Origin of the sequence: Arthrobacter sp. 2RAF6 (genome assembly GCF_052115205.1) — a bacterium.
Lineage (GTDB): Bacteria > Actinomycetota > Actinomycetes > Actinomycetales > Micrococcaceae > Arthrobacter.
In genome coordinates, this window is sequence record NZ_JBFRGF010000037.1 from 14,476 (window position 1) to 27,035 (window position 12,560).

Here is a 12,560-nt window from a genome sequence, read left to right on the forward strand (position 1 = left end):
AGTTACATCGTGACCACGCCCGAGCCCATCGATCTCGTCATCTTCTCGTCCAGCATCCTCCACGGTGAGGCGCTCACAGAGACCGCCGGTTTCGTCGCCATCTCAAATGGCCGCATTGCGCACGTCGGCCGCGCCGACGGCGAGCAGACAGCCAACCCCGCCGCCGAATGGACCGCACGGGCCAAACAAGTGATCGACGTCGGCGACGCAACAATCTGCCCCGGCCTGATCGACGCCCACATCCACCCCATCCACGGGGCGGAAATCGCCCGCGGCCTTGACCTGGGCGGGGTCACCGAGCTCCACGCCGTCCGCGCCGCCCTTGCACGGCACGCCGCTTCCACGCCGCACGCCGTCGGCTCCGATTGGTTGTTCGCTTGGGGCCTCGACCCTGTCATCTTCGGGGACGCGGTCTTCGACAACTCCCTCTTCGACGGCATCCTCGACGAGGAACTCGTATTCATCACCTTGTTCGACGGCCACGCCTCACTTGTCTCCGACGCCGCCCTCAAGCTCGCCGGGGTCACCGGAACGGAAGAGCTTCCCAGTACCGGCTATGTCGGGGTCGACCAGCACGGCAAACCGAACGGCATGCTCTACGAGATGGCCGCCCAGGACCTCGTTCGCGGCGTCCTCCCCCAGCCCTCCTTCGATCAGCGGGTCGACGAACTCGGGAAGCTCCTGCGTTCCATGGCCGAAGCCGGGCTGGTAGCCGGCCAAATGCTGGACTTCGGGGCCCCGGACACCCTGGAGGTGCTGGAGGCCCTCGAACGCAGAGGCGAGCTCGCCATCCGGCTGCGCGTCTCCCCGTGGGTCATGCCCGGTGCCACCGAGAAGGACCTGAAGGCCATGCTGGCGATGCAGGGCCGGCACGGCAGGCGCTGGCACGTTCACGGCATCAAGCTCATGATGGATGGAACCATCGACAATGGCACGGCATGGCTCTTTGAACCCGACACCCACGGAGAATCACTCCACCCGCTCTGGCACGAGCCTGAGGCCCTCGCCGCAGCCATGAAGTTCTTCCACGAACACCGGATCCCCACCACCACGCACGCCATCGGCGACAAAGCGGTGTCCTTCGTCGCGCGGACCATCGGGGCCCTTCCCAAGAACGGCACGGTCCACCGGATCGAGCACATCGAGTCCATCCCGGATTCGGTCTTGGCGGAAATCATCAGCGCGGGGGCTGCAACGAGCCTGCAGCCGACGCATTGCGCCCTCTACAGCCGCGCCGACCACAGCGACAACTGGTCCCGCAGGCTTGGCAGCGAACGGGCCAACGACGCGTGGCGCACCCGCGATCTGCGAGACGCCGGAGCCATCGTCGCCCTCGGATCGGACTGGCCCATCGCTCCTTTCGACCCGCGGGCGATCATCGCCTCAGCCCAGACGCGCCGCCCGGCCGGCCAGCCCGACGTCGAGCCCGTCCAGCCCCGGCAGTCGCTGTCCGCGCGTGCCGCGCTCGAAGGCTACACGAGTCAATACTGGCGGTCGGTTGGCGAAGTAGGCGGAACCGTGGAGAGAGGAGCCCGCGCCGATCTGACGATTGTTGGACACAATCCCCTGACCACCGCGCCGGACGAATTCGCGCAGACGCCGGTGATCCTGACTATTGTCGACGGAGAGATCGTTGTTGACAACTGGCAGACGCTCACCGCGGGGGTCACTCGGGATTCCCTCCAGAGGGCCTAGGCGAGGGCGTCTTCGAGTGCCTCGATGAGCTCTTCGGAATCGGGCTCGACGGCGGACGGGAAGCGGGCGAGCACCTCGCCTTCGCGGCTCACGAGAAACTTTTCGAAGTTCCACTTCACCTTCTGCGGTTTGGAACCGTCGGCCGTCCGGGTCAGCTCGGCATACAGGGGATGCTGCTCCTTGCCCCGGACCTTGGACTTGCTCGCGAGCGGGAACGACACTCCGAAATTGCGCTGGCAGAAGTCCGCGATCTCGGCGTCGGACCCCTGTTCCTGGCCGGCGAACTGGTTGCACGGCACGCCCAGAACCTCGAATCCACGGTCACGGTATTTGCCGTAGAGCTCCTCAAGTCCCGAGTACTGGCGCGTGAAACCACACTTCGAAGCCACATTGACTACCAGTACGGCTTTGCCCTCGAAACGCCCAAAGTCGGCCTGGGAGCCGTCGTTGAACGTCAGGGGGATGCTATAGAGCGGGGACATTGAATCGCTTCCTTACGAGGGGGAACCTCGGCAAACTGCCGCGTTCGAGTCTACGCGCGGCAGTGCCGTTCGGCGGGCTCCAGGAAAGCGATGACTTCTACGGCTGAGGGGATGCCGTTTTGGTGGTCGCGGTAGCCGACGGCGTGGGGCTCGTGGGCGCCGACGGCGTGGGCTCCGCGGGTGCCGGCGGGGGCGGGGCTGACTGGGTGTGGGTCACGGTCGGTACCGGAGCGGGGAGGCCCGACGTCGGCGCCACCGTGGGCGATACAGTCACCACAGGCGGGACTGTCGCTGTGGGCACCGGTGTCACCACAGGCGCTTGCGTCGCGGTAGGCGCTTGCGTCGCGGTAGGACTCGGGGTGCCGCTCGGTGTCTTGCTTGGTGTGGTGGTGGCACTCGGCGAGGGCGTCGGCGTCGCGGTCGGGGTGCCAGTCGGCGTCGCGGTCGGGGTGCCAGTCGGCGTCGCGGTCGGGGTGCCAGTCGGCGTCGCGGTCGGGGTGCCAGTCGGCGTTGCGGTCGGGGTGCCAGTCGGCGTCCCGGTGGGTGACGGCGTCGGACTACCGGTGGGTGACGCCGTCGGCGTTTGCGTGCCCGTAGCAGACGGGCTTGGAGGCACAACCTTCGCTTCCTGCACCCCGCCGGTCACGGCCTGTCCGTTGGGCACGGCTCCCGGGTCAGTCGGCACGGCCCCGGGGATGGACCAGACCGACCCCGCCGAGGTCGCGGTGGCGGAGCCTGGCTGGTAGCTGACCATCGGGATATCGCCGAGGGGATCCACCTGCTTGGTTGGCAGGAACGTCCAGTTCATCGGGTTGGTGTAGACGCCGTTGAGGATGGTCTCGAAGTGCAGGTGGCAGCCGGTCGAGGAACCCGTGGTTCCCACTCTGGCTATGACCTCGCCTACCCGGACCGATTGCCCCTTGGTCACGGCGATTCCCTGCAGGTGGTTGTACGTGGTGACGAGGCCGTTGCCGTGATCGATTTCCACGCGGTTGCCGCCACCCCATGGATGCCAGCCAACGGCCCGGACCACGCCGGAGTCGGCCGCGTAGACGAGCGTGCCGCAAGCCGCGGCGAAATCCTGGCCCCAGTGGAACTCGCCCGGCAATCCGGTGAAGGGATCGATCCTCAACCCGAAGGGAGAGCTCGGAAACAGCACTTCGAGCGGCGCGTAGAGTTTCCCGGCAGGCGGCCGGTCGAGGGAACTCGACGCGACGTTGAGGCTGCCTACGCCGTTCTTGTCGAGGGTTTGGACCGGGGAACGTTCAAAAGACACCGTGGCTTTGTCACCTGCCTGGACCGGGGCCGATGACGGGCTTTGGGGCACAGTTTCCTGCGCGCTGGAAGTGGCACCATCCGTGGGAAGCATGCCGGGTTCGACCTGGCCAGTGGCCATGGATCCATCGCTTGCCGGTCCGCCCAAACCTGGGCCCTGGAAACCAAAAGCGAGGATCACCACGACAGCGAGGAAGCACGCCGAAAGGACCCGGCCAAGTTTTCTTGTGAGCGCCAGGTCGACGACCTGGCCAGACTCATGATGCTTTCCCACAGCGGCTCCTGAGACAGGCGCTCATCCCCAGTACGGGCGCGCTTGTCCCATTGTGTCCGCTATCAAATCGAATGGGAACACTCGACTTCATACTTGGCCGGTTCGCGAAACACTTGCCGGACGGTTCCGGGCTACTCGCCGAGGTTCTCTTTCAGCAACGCGCGGTGCTCGACGGCGGCATCCGAATGGAGCGCGCGGCCGGCGTCGGTCAGCTCGAGGTACAGCGAGCGGCGGTCATCTGCGCAGGTTACGCGGGAGACGAGTCCGGCCTTCTCCAGCCGGTCAACAACCTTGGAAACGGCACTCTGGGTCATGGGAGTCCGCTCCCCGAGTGCCTTCATGCGGCAGGCAGAGTCAACGCTTTCGGCAACGAGATCGAGGATTTCGAATTCGTTCAGGCCGATGTCGAACTTGGCTTCGAGGGCGCGGTCTATGGCGGCCGCGGTCCGGAAGTACGAGTTCTGGATGCTGCGCCATTGCTCAACCAGCTGGCGATCCTGCGTTGTTGCCATGGCCCGATTCTAGTCGAAACGCCGGATAAAGTCCACGTCATAAGATTCCCAGTCATATTCCTTGTCATTGAATGACGTGTCATATAGATTGATCCCATGACTTCACCGAGCACCCTCACTAGATCTGCCGAGCAGCTCCATACAGCCGTCCGCTGGACCCGGGCCCAGTGGCTGCTACTGATGGTGGTGTGCACCGTCCTGGCCCTCGACGGCCTGGACGTTTCCATGGTGGGCGTAGCCCTTCCCTCCATCGGCCACGAACTCCACCTCGGAACCGATTCCCTGCAGTGGATCGTTTCCGCCTACGTCCTGGGCTACGGGAGCCTCCTGCTCCTGGGCGGGCGGCTCGCCGACCTGCTGGGCCGGCGTCGGATCTTCCTGATCGCCTTGACCGTGTTTGCTGCGGCATCACTCCTCGGCGGCCTCGTGAACGATCCCACCCTCTTGATCGCCACGCGCTTCGTCAAAGGCCTGGCCGCGGCGTTCACTGCCCCTACCGGGTTCTCCATCATCACCACCAACTTCGCTGAAGGCCGCGAGCGCAACAAGGCCCTGTCGATCTTCACCACTTTCGGCGCGAGCGGCTTTTCGCTCGGGCTGGTGGTTGGCGGGCTCATGACGAGCCTGAGCTGGCGCTGGACCTTCCTGGTGTCGGTACCGATCGCCGTCGCCGTCGTGCTCCTCGGCATGTTGTTCATTCCCCGGGACAAGCCATCCACGGAAGAGAGCGGCCATGATGTCTGGGGCGCAGTCACCCTCGCGCTCGGCATGCTTGGCCTCGTGTACACCTTGGTTTCAGCTCCGGAGAAGGGCTGGGGATCTGTGGCAACAATCGCCGGATTCGCCATCTCTGCGGCCGTGCTGGCAACCTTCGCCGCCATCGAAAACCGCGTCAAGCACCCGCTCATCCGCTTCGGCATCCTTCGCGAAGGATGGGTGGCCCGCGCCAACCTGAGCGCAGTTGGATTGTTCGGCTCGTACCTGAGCTTCCAGTTCATCCTCACCATGTACTTGCAGTCGGTACTCGGCTGGTCTCCCTTGGGCATGGCGCTTGCCCTGCTTCCCACGGGGCTCCTCGTGGCAACGAGCGCACCCTTCGCGGACAGGTTCATCGAGAAATTCGGGGCCCCGAAGCTCATCCTCACCGGTCTGACCGCCATGGGACTTGGCTACGTCTTGTTCCTCCGCGTTGGAACCTCACCCAACTACGTCCTGGACATCCTGCCCTCGGTCATCCTGCTGGGCATCGGTTTCGCCTTGGCCTTCCCGTCCATCAACGTCCAAGCCACGGCTGGAATCCGGGATGCGGAGCAGGGGCTGGCTGCTGGACTCATCCAGACCAGCACGCAGGTTGGCGCAGCCCTTGTCCTTGCCGTGACGACTGCCCTCGTCAGCGGGCATGACGCGGGCGCAGGCACGAACAGCACCGTCAGCGCGGCAGCCATGCTCGATCAGTACCGGCCCGGTTTGGTCCTGAGCGCCGCCGTGGCAATCGCCGCCCTGCTGGTGGCAGCGTCACCGGCGCGCCGCCGTCGGGCACTCGCTGAGCAACCCGCAGCCTAAGCGGACCTCGTGAAAGGTGCCGGCCTGCTGTTCGACAGCGGGCCGGCACCTCTGCGTACACAAGAAGGCACCTTGCGCCAACAGAATGCTGCGCAACAATGGACCATGGTCAACTTCCTGAAGAAGTGGCGAGCGGAGCTGCGGATGACTTTTACGGGTCACCCGCAGTCCACGCCTGACTGGGTGCTGCGGCTTGCGGAAGGAAACGACCCCGGATACCACCTTCCCGGCTCGGCCGTCTGGGCTGTCCACGGGTCCATGTCCACGATCGTCGCGGGAATCCGGGTGCTGCTCATGCAGTCCTTGCACCCCGGCGCCTTGGCGGGTGTGTACGACCATTCAGGCTTCAAAAGGGATCCCCTCGGCCGGCTGGCGAATACCATCCGGTGGATATTCACCGTGAGCTACGGATCCATGGATGCGGCCCAGACGGCAACCTCCTTCGTGCGGCGGGTGCACGACTCCGTCAAAGGCAGCTACGTTGACGCCCAGGGACAGACCCGCGAGTATTCAGCAAACGATCCCGAGCTTCTGCGGTGGGTCCACGTTGCGTACGCGGATTCCTTCGTGGCGGCGCACCGGATCTGGGGAGGCGCCATCCCCGGCGGCACCGATGCCTACGTCCGCGAGTGGGCCCAGGCCGGCCGCCTGATGGGAGTCGAGGACCCTCCCCTGAGCCTCGCCGAGGTGGCGTCGGAAATGGACCAGTGGTATGCCTCCGGGCACCTCCGCGCGGACGAGCGGCTCAGGGAAACCATCGATTTCATCCGATATCCCCCGTTGAAAGCGTCGCTGCAACCCGGTTACCGGATTTTGTTCGCCGCGGCCGTGGCCAGCCTGGAACCTCGGTACCGGGAACTGTTGGGGCTTGAAAAGGCCCGTTTTGGCCCCATCCCGCTGCCGTCGATTCTCGCCGCGCGGGTGGTCCTCGCCGTCGTCCGCCTGACTTTGGGACGCAGCGGCCCCAGCGAGAAGGCCGCCCGTCAGCGGTTGCGGCGCTTGGGGTACGAAGCCTAGACGCAAGGAAGCCCGGCGGAGCGGCTTGTGGCCGTCCCGCCGGGCTTCCTTGACGAATCGCTAGATCAGCGAGTCCGACAGGTGGTTCGGAGTTCCAAAGCGGTGCGCCGTGATGCTGATGGCCTGCTCGTGCAGGAACGGCAGCATCTCGATGCGGCCGGCGGGGGTCACCGTGCCGTGGTAGATCGCGACGTCGGGACGACCGCCGGTCGCTGCGCTCAGCGCGCTGCTGTCCCCGCCGATCAGGCGGATGCGGCCGCCGTTGATGCCTGCCGCGGAAGCCAGCCATTCGGCGTCGTTCTGGATGCGGGTGCTCACGCCGAGCCCAGCGAGCGCTGCGACAACTGCTTCGGGAAGCTCGACGGCGGAGGACACCGTGAGTGCTGAACCCGCCACCGCCCCGGCTGCTACGACGCGAAGCAAGTCCACGAGCTTCCCGTCCTCGGACAAGCGGATGGTCACGGGGACGGCCCGGTACCGGAAGACGTTGCGCTCGGCGCTCAGGCCGGAGACGTCCTTGCGGGTGCCGAATTCCGTGGCCCATGCGGCGGCGTCGCTGAAGAGCGCCTTCTGCAGGGCCTCCGCATCGCTGGCCTCAACAAGCGGGCCCGCGGCCTTGGCAGCGGCAAGGATCGAAGCTGCCGCACCCTTGAGCGTGGCACCGCGCTTCGCGCCGGGCTCGGCGGGGAGCCAGCTGCCCAGTCCGACCAGGTAGTTGGGTCCGCCGGCCTTGGTGCCCGCGCCGACGGCGGACTTCTTCCAGCCGCCGAACGGCTGCCGCTGGACGATGGCGCCCGTAATGCCGCGGTTCACGTAGAGGTTGCCGGCCTGGATGGTGTCCAGCCAGGCGCCCATTTCATCGGAATCGAGCGAGTGCAGCCCTGCGGTGAGGCCATATTCGATCTCATTCTGGATGGCGATGGCTTCTTCCAAGGTGGACGCGGTCATGACGCCGAGGACCGGGCCGAAGAACTCGGTCAGGTGGAAGTAGGAGCCTCGCTTGACTCCGAACCGGATGCCCGGGGACCAGAGGCGGCCCGTCTCGTCCAGCTTCTCCGGCTTCACGGCCCAGGTCTCGCCGTCGCCGAGGGTTGTCAGCGCGTTGAGGAGCTTGCCGGTGGCCGGCTCGATGATCGGCCCCATCTGGGTGGTGGCCTGTTCCGGGTAGCCCACCTTGAGCGAGCGGGCGGCATCCACCAGCTGGTTGTGGAAGCGCGCGGAGGTGGCAACGGAACCTACCAGGATCACGAGCGAAGCGGCGGAGCACTTCTGCCCGGCGTGCCCGAAAGCCGAGTAGACGACGTCCTTGGCGGCGAGATCGAGGTCCGCGTGCTGAGTGACGATGATGGCGTTCTTGCCCGAGGTCTCCGCGAGCAGCGGGAGGTCCTGCCGGAAGGAGCGGAAGAGCTCGGCGGTCTCGTAGCCGCCGGTGAGGATCACGCGGTCAACGCTGGGGTGCGAGACCAGCTGGGTGCCCAGCTCGCGTTCTTCGAGCTGCACGAGCGCCAGCACTTCGCGCGGCACACCGGCCTCCCACAGCGCGTCCACCATGACGGAACCGGAGCGGCGGGCCTGCTTTGCGGGTTTGATCACGACGGCGGATCCCGCGGCGAGAGCCGCCAGCGTAGAGCCCGCGGGAATCGCCACCGGGAAGTTCCACGGCGGGGTCACCACGGTGAGGTTCGCTGGGACGAACGTGGCGCCGTCGACCGTTTCCAGGTCCTTGGCGCGCTCTGCGTAGTAGTGCGCGAAGTCGATTGCTTCGCTGACTTCGGGGTCGCCCTGTTCGATCGTCTTGCCGGTTTCGGAGGCCATGACCTCGAGAAGTTCGGCGCGGCGGGATTCCAGGATATCGCCCGCACGGTGCAGGATGGCTGCGCGTTCGGCGGCCGGCATGGCACCCCATTTTTCGCCAGCCTCGACGGCGGCGGCGATGATGCGTTCCAGTTCCTGCGGGTCGCTGACCTTGCTGGCTTCAACGATCGCGTTGCCGGCGGTGGATCCCGGAATGCGCTCCAGGATGGCGCGGCCCCAGGCCCGGTTGGCGGGCAGGGCAGGATCGGTATCCGGAGTGTTGGCGAAACCATCTTTTGGCCCCGAGACGGCGGGCTCGTTGCGGTCCTGCATGCGGTTGGGGGCCGGAACGGCGTCGTCCAGCTCCGCGAGGGAGGCGAGGAAACGCTGCTTCTCGCGTTCGAACAGGGTTCTGCTTTCTGGGGAGTTCCCCCCGAGTTCGAACACGGCGGACATGAAGTTGTCCTGGCTGGCGCCTTCTTCGAGGCGGCGGATCAGGTAGGCGATGGCGACGTCGAACTCGCCCGGGTGCACTACCGGTGTGTACAACAGGAGGCTGCCGACGTCCTTGCGGACGGCCGTGGCCTGGCCCGTGGCCATGCCAAGGAGCATCTCGAACTCAATGCCCTTCGTAACGCCGCGCTCCTTGGCCAGCAGCCAGGCAAACGCTACGTCGAAGAGATTGTGGCCCGCGACGCCGATCCGGACCGCATCGATGTGCTCGGTGGTGAGGGCGTAGTTGAGGACGCGCTTGTAGTTGGTGTCCGAATCCTGCTTGGTGCCCCACGTTGCGAGCGGCCAGCCCTGGATGGACGCCTGGACCTGTTCCATGGGCAGGTTGGCACCCTTGACGACGCGCACCTTGATGGGAGCGCCGCCGTTTGCCCGGCGGACCGCAGCCCATTCCTGCAGTTCCTGCATGGCCGAGAGCGCATCCGGGAGGTAGGCCTGAAGCACGATGCCGGCCTCGAGGTTCTTGAATTCGGGCTTGTCCAGGATCCGGGTGAACACGGCCATGGTCAGGCTGAGGTCCTTGTATTCCTCCATGTCCAGATTGATGAACTTGGGCTTGGGGAACGATGCAGCCAGCTTGTAGAGCGGGGTGAGCTTCTCCACCACGTGATCCACTGCTTCGTCGAAGGCCCACAGCGAGTGCGGGGCCACCGTGGAGGACTCCTTGATGGAGACGTAGTCGACGTCGTCACGAGCCAGGAGCTTGAGGGTTCCCTCGAGCCTGCGGCTGGCTTCGCGTTCGCCCAGGACGGCCTCGCCCAGCAGGTTCACGTTCAGGTGGACGCCGTTCTGCTTGATCTTGGCGATGGCCGGACCGAGCTTGGCGTCCGTGGCGTCCACGATCAGATGGCCCACCATGTCACGGAGGACTTTGCGGGCGATCGGGATGACCACTTGCGGCAGGACCGGGGCCATGACGCCGCCGGTGCGCACGGCAGCGCGCATGTACCAGGGCAGGAAGGCTGGGACCTTCGGGGCAAGCCTGGCCAGGTTGCGGCCGGCGACGGACAGATCCTCGGGGCGGATGACGCCGTCGACGAATCCCACCGTGAAGTCCAGGCCATTCGGGTCCTTCAGGACGCCGGCGAGGCGCTGTGCGGAAACGTCGACGGGCACCTTCGAGGCTTCGGTGAGCCAGTGTCGAACCAGCTGGATGGCTTCGTGGGCCAACTCCTGGAGGTGACCGGATTCCGGGGTGGACGGCGTCCTGGCGTCGATGCTCGAATCCCGGGTTGGTGTGCTCATGCGCTTCGTTCCTTTGGTGCGGAGAGGGCTTTGTTTCCATCAGTATGGATCTACAATCAGATTAGGAAAAGCGATCTTTTCTGAAGAATATTCATTAAGTTTCTAGAACCTTCGGGAGAGTCGAATGCTGGATGTCCGCAGGCTGCGCTTGCTGCACGAATTGAAGATCCGCGGAACGCTCGCAGAGGTGGCGGACGCGATGAAGTACAGCCCGTCGTCGGTGTCCCAGCAGTTGACATTGCTGGAGAAGGAAGCCGGCGTGAAACTGCTTCGGAAATCGGGAAGGCGCGTGCAGCTCACGCCGCAGGCCGAGATCCTGGTGGAGCATACGGCGTCCTTGCTGGCCACGCTCGAGCGGGCAGAGACGGACCTGGCAGCGTCCCTCTCCACGGTGACTGGAACGGTCCGGCTGGCCGTGTTCCAAACCGCCGCCCTGGCTCTCATGCCGGACTTCCTCACCATCATGAAGGGCGAGTATCCCGAGGTGCGCGTCGAGATGATCCAACGCGAACCGGAGACTGCGCTCTATGAAACGTGGGCCCGCGACTTTGACATCGTGGTGGCCGAGCAATACCCCGGACACGCCGCCCCGCACCACCCCGGCCTGGACAGGGCCACCCTGACCAGCGACGCCATCAGGCTGGCCACTCCCCCGATTGGCCTCGGCGGCGAATCGATTTCCTCGCTCGCGGACACGGCTGCGCTGCCATGGGTCATGGAACCGCGCGGTGCAGCGTCCCGCCACTGGGCGGAGCAAGCATGCCGCTCCGCCGGTTTCGAGCCCGACGTCCGCTACGAAACCGCCGACCTCCAAGCACAAATCCGGCTCATCGAGTCCGGCAATGCCGTGGCCCTCATGCCGGACCTCGTCTGGACAGGACGGACCACGCCAGTGCAGCTACTGGACCTCCCCGGACTGCCCAAGCGGACAGTCTTCACCTCAACGCGTACCGCCGGCCGGATCCACCCGGCAATCCTGGCCTGCCGGGAAGTGCTGGAACGGGTGGCCGCGGAACGGGTGTAGGGCGTGAGGTTGGGGGCCACCCCGGCGCAGCCAATCCGGCGCTTGTTTCTCATCCGGCCGCAACAAGGGCCGGTTCTGAAAACAATCCCCGGTTTCAGCACCGCAGCTTGAGAGCAATCCAATGTCTGACCGCGACCCGGGTTATGGGGGCACGGGAACGCAAAAAGGCCCCGGTCCAAAAGGACCGGGGCCAAACGCGGAGAATGGGGGATTTGAACCCCCGAGGGCGTTAACCCAACACGCGTTCCAGGCGTGCGCCATAGGCCGCTAGGCGAATTCTCCATGCTTCTGAATCAAAAGCAGACTCCACTGTACCCGAGAATTTCGGCATCGCCCAATCGGGACTTTCGTGGTGCCGAGCCGGCCCTCCATGCGCTTAAACGTAAAAATGGACGCCCCCAATGCGTCCATTCCTCCGGCACTCCGTTGAGCTGCTGGGTCCAGCCCCTGAAACCAGGCCCTGCAGCTCACAATCTTGAGATTGCCCCAATCGGTGTACATACCCATAGTCCGCTGCCTTCAGCGGTTTGGCAATGGAGATCAAGAACCATCCTCTGACCTGTTTTTAAGCGACCACTGGGAGGATGGTGGCATGAGCCAACTGCACGCCCTCGTTGTCTACGTCCCGGCCTCCCATAGTGGGAGCTTGCTGGCCGCGATCGGCGATGCCGGGGCCGGCAGAATCGGCGACTATTCACACTGCTCCTTCACCACTCCGGGCACCGGACGCTTCACTCCATTGCCCGGGGCACAACCGTTCATCGGAGCCGTGGGGCAAGGAGAAACGGTGCCGGAAATCCGGGTCGAGTGCGTAGTTGAAGCGGACTTGCTCGACACCGTAGTGCGGGCCCTGCGCTCAGCCCACCCTTATGAGGAGCCTGCATTCATGACGTGGCCAGTGAACGGTTGGCGCTAGCCCACACAATGGACATGCCCACCCCTACACGCGAGCACTGGACATAATCCCAATGTGTCCATTTCTTGGCTCTCACAAGGCACATGTCCGCAAATTCGGAGGGCTCGATAACTTCGGGTAAGCTTGTCGACGGCCCCTCATGTGGCGTCATCCTGTTGAACTCCCCCAGGACCGGAAGGTAGCAAGGGTAGATGGGCTCTGGCGGGTGCATGAGGGGTCTCTTATTTAAATGTCAGTCCCTATAGGTAGG

9 protein-coding genes, 1 tRNA gene and 1 other RNA gene are annotated in these 12,560 nt (G+C 65.1%); 6 read left to right on the forward strand and 5 right to left on the reverse strand.

Features of this window, described 5'->3' with window-relative positions; all coding sequences use genetic code 11:
* Positions 1-9 precede the first annotated feature (9 nt).
* The gene (locus AB4Z38_RS20675; RefSeq protein ID WP_441431441.1) at positions 10-1,695 is read left to right on the forward strand and encodes an amidohydrolase; all 1,686 of its coding nucleotides are present in this window, start codon (positions 10-12) and stop codon (positions 1,693-1,695) included.
* Here the strand turns inward: AB4Z38_RS20675 and AB4Z38_RS20680 are convergent.
* The 3 genes from AB4Z38_RS20680 to AB4Z38_RS20690 all read right to left on the reverse strand — a co-directional run bounded on the left by AB4Z38_RS20680 (position 1,692) and on the right by AB4Z38_RS20690 (position 4,238).
* On the reverse strand, positions 1,692-2,177 hold the full coding sequence (locus tag AB4Z38_RS20680) for a glutathione peroxidase (RefSeq protein ID WP_441431442.1): 486 nt from the start codon (positions 2,175-2,177) through the stop codon (positions 1,692-1,694). The genes AB4Z38_RS20675 and AB4Z38_RS20680 overlap by 4 nt on opposite strands.
* Positions 2,178-2,274: 97 nt before the next feature.
* Positions 2,275-3,726, reverse strand: coding sequence for a peptidoglycan DD-metalloendopeptidase family protein (locus tag AB4Z38_RS20685; protein WP_441431443.1), 1,452 nt, complete (start codon positions 3,724-3,726; stop codon positions 2,275-2,277).
* 131 nt (positions 3,727-3,857) lie between these two features.
* Positions 3,858-4,238: a MarR family winged helix-turn-helix transcriptional regulator gene (locus AB4Z38_RS20690; RefSeq protein WP_364540001.1), complete on the reverse strand. Its 381-nt coding sequence runs from the start codon at positions 4,236-4,238 to the stop codon at positions 3,858-3,860.
* A 96-nt stretch (positions 4,239-4,334) separates the two neighbouring features.
* On the opposite strand from AB4Z38_RS20690, the gene AB4Z38_RS20695 reads away from it, so the two are divergent.
* On the forward strand, positions 4,335-5,801 hold the full coding sequence (locus tag AB4Z38_RS20695) for an MFS transporter (protein WP_441431444.1): 1,467 nt from the start codon (positions 4,335-4,337) through the stop codon (positions 5,799-5,801).
* Between the two features lie 105 nt (positions 5,802-5,906).
* On the forward strand, positions 5,907-6,818 hold the full coding sequence (locus AB4Z38_RS20700; RefSeq protein ID WP_441431463.1) for an oxygenase MpaB family protein: 912 nt from the start codon (positions 5,907-5,909) through the stop codon (positions 6,816-6,818).
* 60 nt (positions 6,819-6,878) lie between these two features.
* Here the strand turns inward: AB4Z38_RS20700 and AB4Z38_RS20705 are convergent, their stop codons facing one another.
* A complete protein-coding gene (locus AB4Z38_RS20705) occupies positions 6,879-10,370 on the reverse strand; it encodes a proline dehydrogenase family protein (protein WP_441431445.1) in 3,492 nt (1,163 codons plus the stop codon).
* Positions 10,371-10,494: 124 nt separating this feature from the next.
* Between AB4Z38_RS20705 and AB4Z38_RS20710 the strand changes: the two genes are divergently transcribed.
* On the forward strand, positions 10,495-11,394 hold the full coding sequence (locus AB4Z38_RS20710; protein WP_441431446.1) for a LysR substrate-binding domain-containing protein: 900 nt from the start codon (positions 10,495-10,497) through the stop codon (positions 11,392-11,394).
* A gap of 197 nt (positions 11,395-11,591) precedes the next feature.
* Here the strand turns inward: AB4Z38_RS20710 and AB4Z38_RS20715 are convergent.
* Positions 11,592-11,676: transfer RNA gene (locus AB4Z38_RS20715), tRNA-Ser, on the reverse strand.
* 310 nt (positions 11,677-11,986) lie between these two features.
* Between AB4Z38_RS20715 and AB4Z38_RS20720 the strand changes: the two genes are divergently transcribed.
* Entirely contained in the window at positions 11,987-12,310 is a 324-nt protein-coding gene (locus AB4Z38_RS20720) for a hypothetical protein (protein WP_441431447.1), read from the forward strand.
* A 128-nt stretch (positions 12,311-12,438) separates the two neighbouring features.
* Positions 12,439-12,535, forward strand: an RNA gene (gene ffs / locus AB4Z38_RS20725) — signal recognition particle sRNA small type.
* Positions 12,536-12,560 lie beyond the last annotated feature (25 nt).